At 66.5% G+C, this 15,514-nt stretch carries 16 protein-coding genes; 12 read left to right on the forward strand and 4 right to left on the reverse strand.

Going from position 1 to position 15,514, the window contains the following annotated elements:
* Positions 1–440: 440 nt before the first annotated feature.
* The 8 genes from HMPREF1008_RS07250 to HMPREF1008_RS07285 all read left to right on the forward strand — a co-directional run bounded on the left by HMPREF1008_RS07250 (position 441) and on the right by HMPREF1008_RS07285 (position 9,257).
* Complete coding sequence (locus tag HMPREF1008_RS07250) at positions 441–2,960, forward strand: ribonucleoside-diphosphate reductase subunit alpha (protein WP_009279210.1); 2,520 nt, start codon at positions 441–443, stop codon at positions 2,958–2,960.
* A 106-nt stretch (positions 2,961–3,066) separates the two neighbouring features.
* Complete coding sequence (locus HMPREF1008_RS07255; protein WP_009279211.1) at positions 3,067–4,125, forward strand: ribonucleotide-diphosphate reductase subunit beta; 1,059 nt, start codon at positions 3,067–3,069, stop codon at positions 4,123–4,125.
* Positions 4,126–4,128: 3 nt separating this feature from the next.
* Positions 4,129–4,899 carry a nucleoside/nucleotide kinase family protein gene (locus HMPREF1008_RS07260; RefSeq protein WP_083823503.1) on the forward strand — a complete coding sequence of 257 codons (771 nt, stop codon included), beginning with the start codon at positions 4,129–4,131 and terminating at the stop codon, positions 4,897–4,899.
* 424 nt (positions 4,900–5,323) lie between these two features.
* A complete protein-coding gene (locus HMPREF1008_RS07265) occupies positions 5,324–5,767 on the forward strand; it encodes a MarR family winged helix-turn-helix transcriptional regulator (protein ID WP_009279213.1) in 444 nt (147 codons plus the stop codon).
* Positions 5,764–6,639 carry a dioxygenase gene (locus tag HMPREF1008_RS07270; RefSeq protein WP_009279214.1) on the forward strand — a complete coding sequence of 292 codons (876 nt, stop codon included), beginning with the start codon at positions 5,764–5,766 and terminating at the stop codon, positions 6,637–6,639. Before HMPREF1008_RS07265 ends, HMPREF1008_RS07270 begins: the two co-directional genes overlap by 4 nt.
* Before the next feature lie 141 nt (positions 6,640–6,780).
* Positions 6,781–7,728: a magnesium transporter CorA family protein gene (locus tag HMPREF1008_RS07275; protein ID WP_009279215.1), complete on the forward strand. Its 948-nt coding sequence runs from the start codon at positions 6,781–6,783 to the stop codon at positions 7,726–7,728.
* 101 nt (positions 7,729–7,829) lie between these two features.
* Positions 7,830–8,453, forward strand: coding sequence for a pyridoxamine 5'-phosphate oxidase family protein (locus HMPREF1008_RS07280; protein ID WP_232202853.1), 624 nt, complete (start codon positions 7,830–7,832; stop codon positions 8,451–8,453).
* A gap of 147 nt (positions 8,454–8,600) precedes the next feature.
* Positions 8,601–9,257 (forward strand): cupin domain-containing protein, encoded by a 657-nt coding sequence (locus tag HMPREF1008_RS07285; protein ID WP_009279217.1) that lies wholly within the window; start codon positions 8,601–8,603, stop codon positions 9,255–9,257.
* A 225-nt stretch (positions 9,258–9,482) separates the two neighbouring features.
* Here HMPREF1008_RS07285 and HMPREF1008_RS07290 read toward each other — a convergent pair whose 3' ends face one another.
* From HMPREF1008_RS07290 to yedE, 3 genes are all read right to left on the reverse strand, one after another.
* A complete protein-coding gene (locus HMPREF1008_RS07290; protein WP_009279218.1) occupies positions 9,483–9,746 on the reverse strand; it encodes a DUF3343 domain-containing protein in 264 nt (87 codons plus the stop codon).
* A complete protein-coding gene (locus tag HMPREF1008_RS07295) occupies positions 9,747–9,950 on the reverse strand; it encodes a sulfurtransferase TusA family protein (protein ID WP_009279219.1) in 204 nt (67 codons plus the stop codon). It abuts the gene before it with no gap.
* An 85-nt stretch (positions 9,951–10,035) separates the two neighbouring features.
* Entirely contained in the window at positions 10,036–11,121 is a 1,086-nt protein-coding gene (gene yedE / locus HMPREF1008_RS07300) for a YedE family putative selenium transporter (RefSeq protein WP_009279220.1), read from the reverse strand.
* 136 nt (positions 11,122–11,257) lie between these two features.
* Here yedE and HMPREF1008_RS07305 point away from each other — a divergent pair, with 136 nt between their 5' ends.
* From HMPREF1008_RS07305 to HMPREF1008_RS07315, 3 genes are all read left to right on the forward strand, one after another.
* Entirely contained in the window at positions 11,258–12,409 is a 1,152-nt protein-coding gene (locus HMPREF1008_RS07305) for an aminotransferase class V-fold PLP-dependent enzyme (protein WP_009279221.1), read from the forward strand.
* A gap of 85 nt (positions 12,410–12,494) precedes the next feature.
* The gene (locus HMPREF1008_RS07310; protein WP_009279222.1) at positions 12,495–13,064 is read left to right on the forward strand and encodes a C-GCAxxG-C-C family protein; all 570 of its coding nucleotides are present in this window, start codon (positions 12,495–12,497) and stop codon (positions 13,062–13,064) included.
* Positions 13,057–14,013: a TDT family transporter gene (locus HMPREF1008_RS07315; protein ID WP_009279223.1), complete on the forward strand. Its 957-nt coding sequence runs from the start codon at positions 13,057–13,059 to the stop codon at positions 14,011–14,013. The genes HMPREF1008_RS07310 and HMPREF1008_RS07315 overlap by 8 nt, the downstream gene beginning before the upstream one ends.
* Positions 14,014–14,078: 65 nt before the next feature.
* Here HMPREF1008_RS07315 and HMPREF1008_RS07320 read toward each other — a convergent pair whose 3' ends face one another.
* On the reverse strand, positions 14,079–14,321 hold the full coding sequence (locus HMPREF1008_RS07320; RefSeq protein WP_009279224.1) for a DUF3343 domain-containing protein: 243 nt from the start codon (positions 14,319–14,321) through the stop codon (positions 14,079–14,081).
* A 140-nt stretch (positions 14,322–14,461) separates the two neighbouring features.
* Here HMPREF1008_RS07320 and selD point away from each other — a divergent pair, with 140 nt between their 5' ends.
* Positions 14,462–15,511: a selenide, water dikinase SelD gene (gene selD / locus HMPREF1008_RS07325; protein WP_083823505.1), complete on the forward strand. Its 1,050-nt coding sequence runs from the start codon at positions 14,462–14,464 to the stop codon at positions 15,509–15,511.
* Positions 15,512–15,514 lie beyond the last annotated feature (3 nt).

Genomic DNA, 15,514 nt, shown 5'->3' on the forward strand with positions numbered 1-15,514 from the left:
TTTTGTGCGTAAGAGCCACACGTATTTTTCAGTTGTGTGGATATGCCGATTGTGTACGACTCCGCATGGCATGGGGCGGGGGTCGTGCATCGCATATGTCACGCACAAGCTGCTCGTGGTCTGCGCGCCAATTCCCAACGACCTGGTGCTATGCGCCTTTCCCGCGCAAGCCACATGCCATTTGCGCGAGAGGCTGCCGCAACGGGCCGTGCGGACGCGTACCAACGCGCGACCCGAACTAGCCTCCCATATCGCGGCGCGTCCGTCCTGGCAGGCCCCTAGCTGCTCTTTGAATTGCTGTTTTCACCAACATATTGTGCGTGGCACAAAATCAGCAACGAGATGTTGCATGCGTTCGCATGTCCTGGGGCCAAGATATGCTATTGTCACTGGGTCAATTAATCGTGCGCCCCATTTGCGCCGCAACAACGGGAGCAACGATGCAGATAGTCAAGAGAAACGGCTCGACGGAGGAATACGACCCCTCCAAGGTCGGCCGCGCCATCCAGAAGGCCTTCGCCGCCACGTCGGCCCAGCTCGCCGGGGGCGAGCTCGAGGCCCTCGTCACCGCGGTCGAGGCCCGCATGGCCGAGGAGGGCGCCACCACGGTCGAGCAGGTCCAGGACCTCGTCGAGGAGGCGCTCATGCGCGAGGGGCACTTCGCGCAGGCCAAGGCCTACATCCTGTACCGCTCCCGCCGCAGCGAGCTTCGCCAGCAGCGCCGGGAGATCGTGCGGCTCGTGGCTGACGAGGGCCTCTCGCCCGTGATCGCCCGCATCCAGCACGACTTCCTGGACGAGGAGTACGCCACGGCGTCACTCCTCGGCCGCTTCCGCGGCTTTCTCACCGACGAGCTCGATGCCGACGGTCGCCTTGACGCTCTGGTGCGTGCCGCGGTGGAGCTCACCAGCAAGGACACCCCCAAGTGGAGCTACGTCGCCGCACGCATCCTCGCCTACGGACACCACCGCAGGGTCGCGGCCCTCATGGCGGGTCGCTCCGTGGGCTCCTTCTATGACAAGCTGCGCCTTCTCACCGACCTCGGGCTCTATGGCGAATACATCCTCGAGGGCTATACCAGGGCAGAGATAGACGCGGCCCAGGCGCTCGTCGACGACTCCCGTGACGACCTCTTCGACTACGCGGGCATGGACCTGGTCCTGCGCCGCTACGTCATCCGCTCCTTCGAGGGGGAGGCGCTGGAGACCCCGCAGGAGATGTTCCTGGGCATCGCCCTACACCTGGCCCTGCGCGAGGGCCCCGGCGTCCGGCTTGGGTGGGTCGCCCGCTTCTATGACATGCTGAGCCAGCTCAAGGTGACCATGGCCACGCCCACGCTCTCCAACGCGCGCAGGCCCCAGCACCAGCTCTCGAGCTGCTTCATCGACACGGTGCCAGACTCCCTCGAAGGCATCTACCGCTCGGTCGACAACTTCGCGCAGGTCTCGAAGTACGGTGGCGGCATGGGCATGTACCTGGGCAAAGTGCGCGCGGCGGGCGGCTCGATCCGCGGCTACAAGGGCGCCGCGGGCGGTGTCGTACGCTGGATCCGCGTGATCAACGACACCGCCGTGGCGGTGGACCAGCTGGGCGTGCGCTCGGGCGCCGTCGCGGTCTACCTCGATGCCTGGCACCGCGACCTGCCGGAGTTCCTGCAGCTGCGCACCAACAACGGCGACGAACGCATGAAGGCCCACGACGTCTTCCCCGCGGTCTGTTACCCCGACCTCTTCTGGAGGATGGCCAAGGAGGACATGTCGCTGGAGTGGCACCTCATGGACCCGCATGACGTCCTGACCGTCAAGGGCTATGCCATCGAGGACTACTTCGGCGACGAGTGGGAGAGGCGCTACCTCGACTGCGTGGCGGACCCCCGCATCCCCAAGCGCAGCATGCCCATCCGCGAGGTCGTGCGCCTGATCCTGCGCTCCGCGGTGGAGACGGGCACGCCCTTCGCCTTCATGCGCGACACGGTGAACCGGGCCAACCCCAACCCGCACGCGGGCATGATCTACTGCTCCAACCTCTGCTGCGAGATCGCCCAGAACACCTCCGCCATGGAGTCCGTCTCGCGCGAGGTCGTCACCTCGGACGGCGACACCGTGGTGGTGAGCACCACGCGCCCGGGGGACTTCGTGGTCTGCAACCTCGCGTCCCTCTCGCTCGGCCGCATCGACGTGGAGGACGACACCGAGCTCAGGCAGACCGTGCGCTCCGTGGTGCGCGCGCTCGACAACGTGATCGACCTCAACTTCTACGCGTTGCCCTATGCGCGGATCACCAACCACCGCTACCGCTCCATCGGCCTGGGCGTGAGCGGATACCATCACATGCTGGCGAAACGCCACGTCAAGTGGGAGAGCGAGGAGCACCTGGAGTTCGTGGACGACGTCTTTGAGCGCATCAACCGCCACGCCATCGAGGCCTCGAGCGACCTCGCCGCGGAGAAGGGCGCCTACGAGCTCTTCGAGGGCTCCGACTGGCAGACCGGCGCCTACTTCGACAAGCGCGGCTACGTCGGAGGCGAGTGGGACGTGCTGCGCGCCCGCGTGGCCGGGCAGGGCATGCGCAACGCCTACCTCCTGGCCGTCGCCCCCACCAGCTCGACCTCGATCCTCTCGGGAACCACGGCGGGCCTCGACCCCATCATGAGGCGCTTTTTCCTCGAGGAGAAGAAGGGCATGATGCTGCCGCGCATCGCCCCCGAGCTCAGCGTGGGCACCTACTGGTACTACAAGCCCGCCCACCTCATCGACCAGAGCTGGTCGGTGCGCGCGGCGGGCGTGAGGCAGCGCCACATCGACCAAGCGCAGTCCATGAACCTCTACATCACCAACGAGTTCACCATGAGGCAGGTGCTCGCCCTCTACGTCGAGGCCTGGGAGCGCGGCGTCAAGACCGTCTACTACGTGCGCTCCAAGTCCCTCGAGGTGGAGGAGTGCGAGAGCTGCTCGTCGTAGTGGGCGCGCCCCGCCTTGGCCGCGTGCCCGGGCGGGGGCGTATATTCTTGCCGTGCCGCTTCGCTACGCCAGCATCGCTTCGTCACGCCAAACAGAAAGGCAGACCATGGCCATAGAGAAGTCCAGCGCCCTCGTGCGCAAGGCGCTCTTCAATCCCCAGGGGGACATCGAGGTCCGTGACCGCCGCATGATCGGCGGCAACACCACCAACCTCAACGACTTCAACAACATGCGCTACGGCTGGGTGAGCGACTGGTACCGCCAGGCCATGAACAACTTCTGGGTCCCGGAGGAGATCAACCTGGCCCAGGACGTGAAGGACTACCCGCGCCTCAGCGAGGCAGAGCGCAGCGCCTACGACAAGATACTGAGCTTCCTGGTGTTCCTAGACTCCCTCCAGAGCGCCAACCTCCCCAATGTGAGCGCGTACGTCACGGCAAACGAGGTCAACCTCTGCCTGGGCATCCAGACCTTCCAGGAGTGCGTGCACTCCCAGAGCTACTCCTACATGCTCGACACGATCTGCTCGCCCGAGAAGCGCAACCAGATCCTCTACCAGTGGCGCGACGACGAGCACCTTCTGAGGCGCAACACCTTCATCGGCGACAACTACAACGAGTTCGTCGAGCACCAGGACGCGCGTGCCTTCCTGCACGTGGTCATGGCCAACTACATCCTCGAGGGCGTGTACTTCTACTCGGGCTTCATGTTCTTCTACAACCTGGCCCGCAACGGCAAGATGCCCGGCAGCGCCCAGGAGATCCGCTACATCAACCGCGACGAGAACACCCATCTCTGGCTCTTCCGCAACATCATCGGCGAGCTCCAGAAGGAGGAGCCGCAGCTCTTCGACGAGCGGATGGTCGTGGAGCTGCGTGCCATGCTCGAGGAGGGCGTGCGCCAGGAGGTCGCCTGGGGCCGCTACGTCATCGGCGACCAGATTCCCGGCCTCACGGGCGACATGGTGGAAGGCTACGTGCGCTACCTGGGCAACCTCCGCTGGAACGCCCTGGGCTACGGCTACCTCTTCGAGGATGCGCGCCACGAGCCGGAGGACATGGCCTGGGTCAGGCAGTACTCCAACGCCAACATGGTGAAGACGGACTTTTTCGAGGCCCGCTCCACGGCCTACGCCAAGTCCACGGCCCTGGTCGACGACCTGTAGGGGATGTCGTTGCTCTCGCCAGAGTCACAAAGGGGGAAGGGCGGTCCTCGAGTCGAGCTGCCCCTCCTCATAAACGACCAGGAGGTTCTCGCGAGTTATGCGCGCGAGGACGTGGAGGGTCTCTTCCTGCCCTTCCTGTGCGAGCTGACCTCGCTTCGCGACGAGGCGCGGGCAGGCGGCAGGCGGGTCGTGGCCTTCCTGGCAGCGCCTCCCGGCGCGGGCAAGTCCACGCTCGCGAGCTTCCTCCAAGGGCTTTCGTGCGGGCGAGAGGGGCTGGCTCCCCTGCAGGCGCTGGGAATGGACGGCTTCCACCGGCCCAACGTCTGGCTGGACGCGCGCCATGTGGGTGACGACCCCGCCGCCCCGTCCCTGAGGAGCGTAAAGGGCGCGCCCCAGACCTTCGACGTCGAGGTGCTCGCCGCAGCGCTCGCACGCCTACGTGCGGGTGAGGCCCTGCGCTGGCCCAGCTACAGCCGCAGGACCCACGACGTCAGCGCAGACGGACCTTTGGTGGAGAGCGACGTCGTGCTGGTCGAGGGCAACTACCTGCTCCTGGACGAGCCTGGCTGGAGGGGGCTGCGCGAGCTCTGCGACGTCTCCGTCATGCTGCGGGAGGACTCTGAGGTCCTACACCGGCGGCTCGTCGCGCGCAAGGTGGCCGGCGGCTCTACGCCCGAGGAGGCGGAGGCGCACTACCAGAGGAGCGACAGCAGGAACGTCGAGCTCGTGCTGGGCCACAGCCTCCCCGCCGACCACACCTGGCATCTGGGCTGACCACTCGCTCGACCCCGGCGCCGCTCTTCTCGACGCGCTCCCCAGCTCCACTCCATCCCTCAGCTCCATGCCGCTCACCGTCATCCCGTCCAACCCCGCCCCCCCAGCTCCTGCTCCCAGTTCCTGCTCCCGTATCCAGCTCCGTTCTCTATGCCTTTCTCTGAAATTGCCCTAACAAAAGGCCAGTTGACGCCTCGACGAAGTCAGAGAGTTGCATAGAGAACGGGGGAGAGGCGAGTCAGAGTCAGGAAGTTGCATAGAGAACGGGGAGAAGGGCGGCAATTCTCCCTTGAAACAACTAGTTAGGTATAAATTGCCGCGTTCGGGGGAGAAGGACACCAGTCGACAAGAGAAGAACACCGGTCGACAAGAGAAGGACACCAGCCAACGGAATCCGGCCAGTCCGAAGGGAGCGTGACCATCCATGCCAAGCGCCGACGACTACCTCTTCGCTGCCCTGAGCAGGGCCCGCAACCGCATCTTCCGCGAGAGCGCGGCGGAGGTCCGTCCCTCCGGCCTCACACTCACCCAGTTCGAGGTACTCGAGGCGCTGGACGCGCACGGTCCCCTCTCCATGGGCGGGATCCAGGCGGCCATCTTCGGCACCCAGGGCAACGTGCCCCTCGTGGCACGCAACCTCGAGCGCGACGGACTGGTGAGCCTGGGCCGTTCCGACACGGACGCACGCGTGCACATGGTGAGCCTCACCGAGGCGGGCCGCACCCTCGTGCGCGCGACCTACCCACGGGTGATGGGGGCCATCGGCAGGCGGTTCTCTGCATTGGACGAAGGCGAGAAGCGCCAGCTCTGGCTGCTTCTGAGCAAGGTGGCCCGTGACGACGGTCGCGGGCAGAGGGAGGAATCATGACAGCACGAAACGAGGCCACGCCCAACGGTGCGGCGGAGGCCACGCCCAACGCGGCCACGACCGAACCCGCTGCGTATACCGGACGCGGAAGGATGCCCGCCATCTTCGTGGGCCACGGCGACCCCATGATCGCCCTGCGTCACGACGAGCTCACGGAGGGCATGTCACAGCTGGGCCGGAGGGTGGTCGAGGAGTTTGGCACGCCCAGGGCCATCCTCATGGCGTCCGCGCACTGGTACACGCATGGAAGCTGGGTCCAAAGCGCCGAGAGGCCCCGCCAGACCTATGACATGTACGGCTTCCCTGACGAGCTCTATGCCCTCAAGTACGAGCCCTCGGGCCATCGCGCGCTCACCGACGCCGTCCTTGCCACCAAGGGCATCGAGGTCGCGGCGAGCGACAACTGGGGCATCGACCACGGGACCTGGGCGCCCCTCGTCCACATGTTCCCGGGGGCAAAGATCCCCGTCGTCCAGATCTCCGTCAACGGCGACGAGGACGCCCGCTACGCCTACCGGCTGGGCCAGGGTCTTGCCCACCTCCGCGACGAGGGCTACCTCGTCATGGGCTCCGGCAACGTGGTCCACAACCTCTACGAGGCCGACTGGCACAACCCCGGCGGCACGCCCCAGGCCCAGCGTTTCGAGGCCCGCGTCACCGCGGCCGTCGAGGGGCGCGACGACGACGCGGTCCTCTCGTACGCAAGCCTCCCCGACGCGGACTACGCCGTTCCCACGCCGGACCACTTCCTCCCGCTGCCCTTCGTAATGGGTGCCGCAGAGGGCGAGAGGCCCCTGGTGTTCAACCACAAGATCAACCTGGGGTCCATGGCCATGACGGGCTACGCCTTCGGCATGGGTGGGCAGGGGTAGCCCTCGGACGGACACGACTGGCCGGCTGCTCGCTCGCGGCCGACCGCCGCGCCCCCTGTCGGAGCATCTCCGGTCGGGGGCGCGTCCTGTGCTAGGCTCGACTGGATGCAGGGGCCAGGCCGTGAGTCCGGGGGAGGAAGCGTGATCGAGGCATATCGCACCGAGAATCGCGTGACCTCCCGCGTGGAAGACATGGGGGACGGCGCGTGGGTCCGCCTCTGCGCGCCCACGCTCGACGAGGTCGACCTCGTCGCTAGGACCTTCGGCCTCGAGCGCGACGACGTCCTCGCTGCCATCGACCCCGAGGAGAAGGCGCGCGTCGAGTACGAGTACGAGGACGACTCCCTGCTCATCCTCGTCGACGTCCCCTCGGCGGGGGAGACCCACGGCGAGCGCGCCCGCAACACCGTGCCCCTCTGCATCATCCTCACCAAGTCCAACGTGATCACCATCTGCTCCGAGCGCTTCGCGCTCCTGGACGACTTCTCGTCCGGCAAGGTGAGGGGATTCTCCACCTGGAGGCACAGTCGCTTCGTCTGCACCATCCTCCTGCGCCTGGGCGTCTTCTACCAGCAGGTCCTGGCAGACATCGACCGTCGTCGCCTCGCTCTCGAGGGCCGCATGGACCGCTCCATCAGCGAGGCCGACCTCTTCTCCCTCCATGGGCTCGAGTCCTCGCTGGTGTACCTCTCCACCTCCCTGCAGGGAAACGCCAACGCCCTGGGAAGGCTCAGGCGCTGCCCGCGGCTCTTGCGCCACGAGGGTCTGGACGAACTCCTCGAGGACGCCATCGTGGAGCACCAGCAGGCACTCGAGATGGCCCAGATCTACCGCAACGTGATCGACGGCACGCGCGACCTCATGTCGTCCGTCATGGACCTGCGCCTCAACGACGTGATGCGACGCCTCACGGTGATAACGGTCGTCCTCTCTATCCCCACCATCGTCTCGGGCTTCTATGGCATGAACGTGAGCGACGAGTGGATGCCGCTTGCCAACGAGACCCACGGCTTCGTCATAATCTGTGTCGCCACCGCCCTCGTCTGCGTGCTCATCATGTGGCTGCTCAAGAAGAGGCGCGTCTTCTAGGCGCGTTGCAGGTCCGTCACGACCTGGACCGTCACGCCGAAGGTCCCTCTCCATGGGTTTCGCCGGCTCCGCCGCCCTCGACGCGACCGATCCTCTCTCTCATGCTTACCCAAAGGTGCCTACTTCCCGCCACGACGCGCAGGCAGGAGAATCGTACCCAGGGGAGGACCTTGGAACGGGGAGAGATGCAGGCCACGGAGCTGCTTCAGATGCTGAGGGACATGCGGGACGTCTGCTTCGCGACGGTGGACGAGAGGGGACTTCCACAGGTTCGCGTCATAGATGTGATGCTCGTGGAGGACGGCAGGCTCTACTTCTGCACCGCGCGCGGCAAGGACTTCCATGCTCAGCTGCTGCGCTTCCCGCAGGTGGCGATAGCCGGCCTCAACGGACAGTGGCAGTCCGTACGCCTCAGCGGCGAGGCGAAGCGCCTTCCCGATGCCCTCCAGAGGCAGACGATAGACCGCATCTTCGAGCAGAACCCCTCCATGGAGGGCGTGTATCCTGGCGAGAGTCGCTACGTCCTCGAGGCATTCTTCCTCGACTCCGGCGAGCTGGAGCTCTTCGACTTGGGTCGCGAGCCCGTCTTCAGGCAGAGCTTGGCCCTGGGCGGTGGCGCCGTGCGTGAGAAGGGCTTCCGAATCACGGACGCCTGCATGGGCTGTGGCAGCTGCCAAAGGTCGTGTCCCCAGAAGTGCATCGAGGCGGGGGAGCTGCCGGCGTGACTGCCGCGATAGGGCTTGGCCCGCGCCCCGCGCGCCCGGGCTGAGTGCGAAAAATATGCCCCTATCAACGTATCATTTGGCGCGAAACGGGCAGACTCCCAGCGTGCGGAAAGACCAGGGAGCCAAGTCATATGGGAGCTGAGGCACATGGACATAGAGGCAGGTAGGACCTTCTCGCTTGCGAAGGAGCTCGTGGCCCCTCCGGGATGCACGGTCTCCTCCAAGCTCGCGCGGCCCGACGGCGCGCCCCTGGGCTTCGCCCTCGCGGCGGGCACGGACATCAGCGCGGAAAGCTATGCGACGCCCAAGCTGGTGCTCGTGCAGGGTGGCACGCTCGAGCTCTATGGCAGCGGGGGAGAGGCGACCACCCTCGGGGCCGGCGAGCTCGCCGTCACGCCCATCGACGTGCCGGTGGGCGTGCGGACGGGGGTCGGGTGCGGGTACGTAGAGGTGAACCTAGGAAGGGAAGCGCAGATGAACGAGATGCTCAAGGCGGGGGAGGTCCTCAGGCTGGCCGACCTCCTGCCCTACCAGGACGGGTCGATCGTGAACATGGACCTCGCGCACAACGCGGGGATGAAGCTCGCCCTCATGAGCTTCGACGCGGGTCAGGGGCTCAGCGAGCATTCCGCTCCGGGAGAGGCCATCGTCTTTGCCTTGGACGGCGAGGCGACCATCGGCTACGAGGGAGAGGAGCACCTCATCCACGCCGGAGAGAACTTCAAGTTCGACGCGGGCGGACGCCACTACGTGCGCGCGGACAAGCGCTTCAAGATGGCTCTGCTCCTGACGCTGGGAGAGTAGGTGAGGTTCCGGCATCGTACGTGCGCGGCCCGGTCGAGCGAGCTTGCTCTCGCCTGACCGGGCCGAATTGCATGGGTGGACCTTTTCCATGGACGAATCTTGCGTTCGTGGACGCATGTGGGGCATTCCTATGACGATTCTGTCCACGACTGCAAGATCGGGTGCTTCGAAATGTCTGGTTAGGCTAGGTGGGCCGCTAGGGGTCTGGACGTGCTGTCGCGCCGCCTAGCCCTCATGCCTCCAGACGACCTCGAAGCCGTCTTTTGACTCCCTTGCCACGAGCTCGAGCTCGTCCTCCTTGGCTCCCGCCGGGAGCAGCTCCTCGGCGGTGCCCGGAACGTAGCTCGCGCAGGTGCCGCAGCTGCTGCTGAGCGAGCGCGGCACGGGCATGAGCTCCACCTCCCAGCCCGCCTTCTGGCAGAGGCCGCGGAAGCGCATGGCCGCGAAGTGCGAGACGAAGGTGGCGACGAGGCGCATTTGGGCGGCCATCTAGCGCTTGATCGAGATGCGCCAGCCGTCCTCGGCGTCGGCGACCTCGACGGCGCAACCCTGGCTGCGGGCGAAGCGGGCGACGTTCTCGCGTGGGGCGGGGCTGTCCACCAGGACCTCAAGCTCGGAGTCGTCGCACAGGGCGTTGCGGGTGAGGACGACGGGCTCGGGGCAGGAAAGTCCGCGTGCGTCAATGGTCTTCATGGTTCTCCTATCTTTGTCGGGGCCCGGCCGGGAGCGTCCCCGACCAGGCCCGCCGATTCTTGCGAGGGCCCGGGATGTCGGAGGGCTACTCGCTTCTCGAGAGGCTGTTGGCGTAGGCGATGGCGAGGACTACGACGATGCCCAGGATGGTGGCCACCATGCCGTTGAAGGTGGGGCCGGCGGGGCTGGAGGCCAGCCCGAAGTTGTGGCAGAAGGCGGCGCCGACGACGAGGCCCAGGATGGTGATGGTGCTGTCGGAGTTACCCTCGCCCGAGAGGACGGTCTGGCGCAGGGGGCAGCCTCCCAGGAGCACGCAGGAGAGGCCCAGCAGGAAGGTGCCGAGGGCGTTCCAGAGCGCGTCGGTGTGGGCGATGGGCTGGTCGGCGAAGCCGAGCTTGAAGAAGGTGCCGGGGATCGCGGCGGTGAGCACGAGGTTGGTCAACAGGGCGGCGACGAAGACGGCGACGAAGCCCAGGATGAGCTTGCTGTCGCGGAAGAGGATCAGGTCGCGGATGCCGCCCACCATGCAGAGACGGGTGCGCTGGGCGATCGCGCCTACCACGAGACCGGCGACGAGGCTGATGCCCACAGCGGCGTGCAGGGCGCCGGGGCCCTTGCCGGCCTCGGTGAAGTGGATGAACTCGGGCGCGGCGATGAGCAGCACCAGGAGCACGACGGCGATGACGGGCATGACGGAGCCCTCGACGACGTCCATCTTGTGGGAGCGGGCCAGGCTGTAGCCGCGGTTGAGGAAGACGACGCCGCAGGCGATGCCCAGGACGAAGCCCACGATGCCCCAGACGGCGTTGAGGTCGCCGCCTGCGAGGCGCAGGATCATGCGGAAGGGGCAGCCGAGGAACATGAGGGCGCCGACCATGGCGAAGAAGCCGAGCACGAAGCGGGTGACGGGGGCGCTTCCACCCTTGGGGGCGAACTCCTTGTTCGCGACTGCCATGACCGTGCTGCCTAGGATCAGGCCGATGATCTCGGGGCGGATGTACTGGACCGCTGCGGCGGAGTCAAGCCCCAGCGCACCTGCGGTGTCGCGCATGAAGCAGGCGATGCAGAAGCCCATGTTGCCGGGGTTGCCGAAGTACACGAGGAGCGACGCGATGACGCCGATCACCGCGCCTCCCACAACGATCGCCGTCTTCTCACTCTTTGCGTCCACGTTCGTCTCCTTTCCGCCGTCTTCTCACGAGCGTTGTCTTTGTAGACGAATAACGATTTTTTACCGTATGCTGACAATGTTTGAGTTTGCTGAACCTTTCCCGCCAGCGTCACGCGTACAGGGGTGAACGGAAGACATGGGCATCTACCTCGACAACGGGAGCACGACCTTCCCCAAGCCACCCTGCGTGGCCCAGGCGGTGTACGACTACCTCGCCCACGTGGGTACCAACGTGGGACGCGGAGCCTACCAGGATGCCTATGGCACCGAGCAGGTCGTCTTCGAGACGCGCGAGCGACTCTGCAGGCTCTTCGGCGGCTCGGACTGCGCCAACGTGGTCTTCTCGAAGAACGTGACCGAGTCCCTCAACGTCCTGCTCAAGGGCTACCTGCGACCCGGGGACCACGTGATCGTCTCCTCCATGGAGCACAACGCCGTCATGCGTCCCCTGCGCCAGCTAGAGCGCCAGGGCGTGAGCTTCACCCGCGCCCGCTGCGACGGGGAGGGCGCGCTCGACCTGGACGCGCTCGAGTCCTGCATCACCCCCGCCACCCGTGCCCTGGTCATGACGCACGCGAGCAACGTCTGCGGCACCGTCATGCCCGCGCACGAGCTGGGCGCCTTCTGCCGGGAGCACGGCATCCGCTTCTTCCTCGACAGCGCGCAGACCGCGGGCGTGCTCCCCATAGACGTGGGCGAGCTGCACGCGGACGCCGTGGCCTTCACCGGCCACAAGGGCCTCATGGGTCCCCAGGGCATAGGCGGGCTCGTGCTGGCCGAGGGGCTGGGCCTGGAGCTCGAGCCCCTCGTCTCTGGCGGCACGGGGAGCGTCAGCCACAGCGAGGAGCTTCCGGACTTCCTGCCCGACCGCCTGGAGGCGGGCACCCAGAACCTGCCGGGCATCTTTGGCCTGCATGCCGCCCTGGGCTGGATCGCAAAGACGGGCATCGACGCCATCCATCGGCACGAGATGGCGCTCGCGGAACGTTTCATGGAGGGACTGGCCCCCCTGGAGGAGAGGGGCGTCGCAAGGCTGGTCGGAAGGCGTGGCAGCGAGGGGCGCACCGCCGTCGTGTCCATCCAGACGCCTGGCGACGACGAGGCGACCGTCGCAAAAAAGTTGGATTCCGACTATGGAATCATGGTCCGCGTGGGGTTACACTGCGCCCCGTCCGCGCACAAGACATTGGGGACCTACCCCAGCGGCACCATTCGCTTCTCGTTCGGCTACTTCAACACGGCCGAAGAGGTGGATGCCGCGCTAGAGGCGCTTCGAGACATCTTGTAGCTGACATGCGAATCCGGTGAATCCCAGCCCCTCGGGCCTAGGTGACGCATAGCCATACAGAGCGTTCAAGGAGAGGAGCTTCATCATGGCTACGAACGTCAGGATCAACGTGCAGGAGGTGAGCCCCCACGAGGTCCAGCGCCTGGCGGAGGGCTACTACAAGGGCGGCTACTTCTGCGACGAGGCAGTCATGTGCGCCATTCGCGACTGCTTCAAGCTCGACGTGTCCGAGCAGGTCATCACCATGGTCTCGGGCATGTCGGTGGGCGTGGGCAAGTCCGGCTGCATGTGCGGCGCGGCCAACGGGGGCGTTGCCGCCCTCGGCCTGCTCTACGGGCGCACCGAGCAGAACGGCCCGCAGGACCCCAAGGTCGTCAGGTGCATGAGCCTCACCCACGAGCTCCACGACTGGTTCCGCGACAACAACGGCAAGCATGCCCTCTGCTGCCGCGTGCTCACCCGCGAGTTCGACATGGGCCAGGGCGCCCACAAGGAGCAGTGCATCTACTTCACCGGTCTCTGCGCCTGGAAGGTTGCCAGCATCGTCTGCCGCGAGGAGGGCGTGACCAACCTCGACGGCGAGGGAAGCGAGCCCCTCAAGCGCCTCAAGATCGAGGACGTCGTCGCGGTCAAGAGGGAGGCCTTCGTTGCTTAGAAGAGTCCCCCTGCCGCTCGCCGGCGTGATGCTGGGCCTCGTCGGCCTGGGAAACCTGCTCCAGAGCTATGGCGAGCCCATCCGCATGGTCTGCGGGATCCTCGCCACCGTGATGGGAATCGTCCTGGTGGCGAAGGTCGCGCTGTACCCCGAGGACTTCAGGCGCGACATGGCCAACCCCATGCTCGCCAGCATCGCGGGCACCTTCCCCATGGCGCTCCTGCTGCTCGCGGGCTACGCCAAGCCGGTGCTTGAGCCCCTGGGCTACCTCCTCTGGTACCTGGGCCTCGCCCTGCACCTGGCGCTCATCGTGTGGTTCACCGCCCGCCACGTGCTGCACTTCCAGCTGAAGCAGGTCTTCCCCAGCTGGTACATCGTCTATGTGGGCATCGTCGCGGCATCGATCACCGCCCCCGCCATGGGCAGGGCCGACGTGGGGACGGTCGCCTTCTGGTTCGGCGTCGTCACCTTCGTGCTCGTCTCCGTCGCGGTGGCACTGCGCTACCTCCGCGTGGGTGAGCTGCCGGTCCCCGCTCGTCCGGTGCTGTGCATCTGCACGGCTCCCGCGAGCCTCTGCGTCGTGGGCTACGTGCAGTCGGTGACCCCCAAAGACGCTGGCTTCCTCGTCCTGATGGAGGTCGTTGCCAGCATCGTCTTCCTGGGCGTCCTCACCCAGCTGCCGCGACTGCTCGCGCAGGGGAAGTTTGCCCCCAGCTTCGCGGCTTACACCTTCCCCTTCGTCATCACCGCCACGGCGCTCAAGCAGACCATGGCATGCCTGGCGAAGCTCGGCGTGCCCGCGCCCTGGCTGCAGCTGCCCGTCCTGGTCGAGACCGCAATCGCGACGCTTCTCGTCGCCTACGCCCTCGTGCGATACGTCATGTTCGTCTTCGCGGCGGACGAGGCAGGGGACGGCGAGGGACAGAAGGAGGCCCCGGCGAAGGTCTAGGTGCGGTGCAGCATCGCCGCCGCAGGCGTTCGGCCGGGACGGCCCGCAGCGGATGGTCCTCTCGCCTAGACCATGATGCGGTGCAGGGAGCTGGGGCTGAGTCCCAGCTCCCGCATCTCGTCCATGACCAGTGCCTCGTCGGCGGGGTCCGCCTTCCAGACTATGCCACAGCCGGCGGATATCTGGGGCGGCATGGGGATGAGCCTGCCCGGCATGCCGTCGCGCCTGCAGGCGGCCTCCATCGCCATCGCGTCGGTCGTGCGGTCGAACGCTACTATGAGGGTATCCCTGGGAGCGGAGAGGGGCATGTCGTTCCTTCCTGTGCCGGCCTGGGGTGAGGTTCCGTGGACGGGTGCCCCAGGGGCGCCGTGGTCCAGGACATTCTACGCGCGGGAGCCTTTGGCGGCGGACATGCCGCCCCGCGCACGAGCAGGGGGAGGAGGCGACCATGACGGCAAAGAAGGTCCAGCTCACCAAGATGACCAAGGCGGCTGGTTGAGCGGCCAAGATGGCACCTGGTGCCCTCGCTCAGGTTCTGAGCGACCTACCCAACACGTTCAACCCACGGCTGCTCATCGGCTTTGACAGCTCGGACGACGCCTGCGTGTACAAGGTGAGCGACGACACGGCGCTCATCAGCACGGTGGACTTCTTCCCGCCGATGGTCGACGACCCGTACCTCTTCGGCCAGATTGCCGCGGCGAACGCGCTCTCGGACGTCTATGCCATGGGGGGCACGCCCACCCTGGCCATGAACCTGCTCTGCTTCCCCAACTGCCTCGACGTGAGCGTCGCGGAAGAGATCCTGAGGGGCGGGGCGGACAAGGCCAAGGAGGCGGGCTGCACCATCGCGGGCGGCCACACCATCACGGACGACGAGCCCAAGTACGGCATGTGCGTCATGGGCTTCGCGCATCCCGACAGAGTGCTGGCCAACGCCGGCGCGCGGGCGGGGGACGCCCTCGTGCTCACCAAGCGCGTGGGCTCGGGGCTTCTCAACACGGCCGTCAAGGGCGAGCTGCTCGAGCAGTCGGAGCTCGGCGACCTCTATCGCGAGATGAGCACCCTCAACAAGTACGCGGCCGAGGCCGCGCGCGACTTCGACGTGCACGGCTGCACGGACGTGACGGGCTTCGGCCTGGCGGGCCACCTCTGCGAGATGGCCGAGGGCGCGGGCGTCACGGCATGCCTGAGCTACTCCGCGGTCCCGCTCTTCGACAGCGCGGCGCAGATGGCGCGCATGGGCATCATCCCCGGCGGGGCCTACCGCAACGAGGACTACTTCAGGGACCGCGTGAAGGTGGACGAGGGACTTGCCGAGGAGGTTCCCGAGGTCGTCTTCGACCCGCAGTCCTCCGGCGGCCTGATGTTCGCCTTGCCGCCCGAGCAGGCTGACGAGCTGGTGGCGCGCATCCGCGCGACCGGCGTCTCGGCGGCACGCGTGGGAGAGTTCGTGACCCGCGGTGAGGGGGAGCCCTTCGTCAGGGTCGTCAAGTAGGCA

The sequence above is a fragment of the Olsenella sp. oral taxon 809 str. F0356 genome (assembly GCF_000233535.1).
Lineage (GTDB): Bacteria > Actinomycetota > Coriobacteriia > Coriobacteriales > Atopobiaceae > Olsenella_I > Olsenella_I phocaeensis.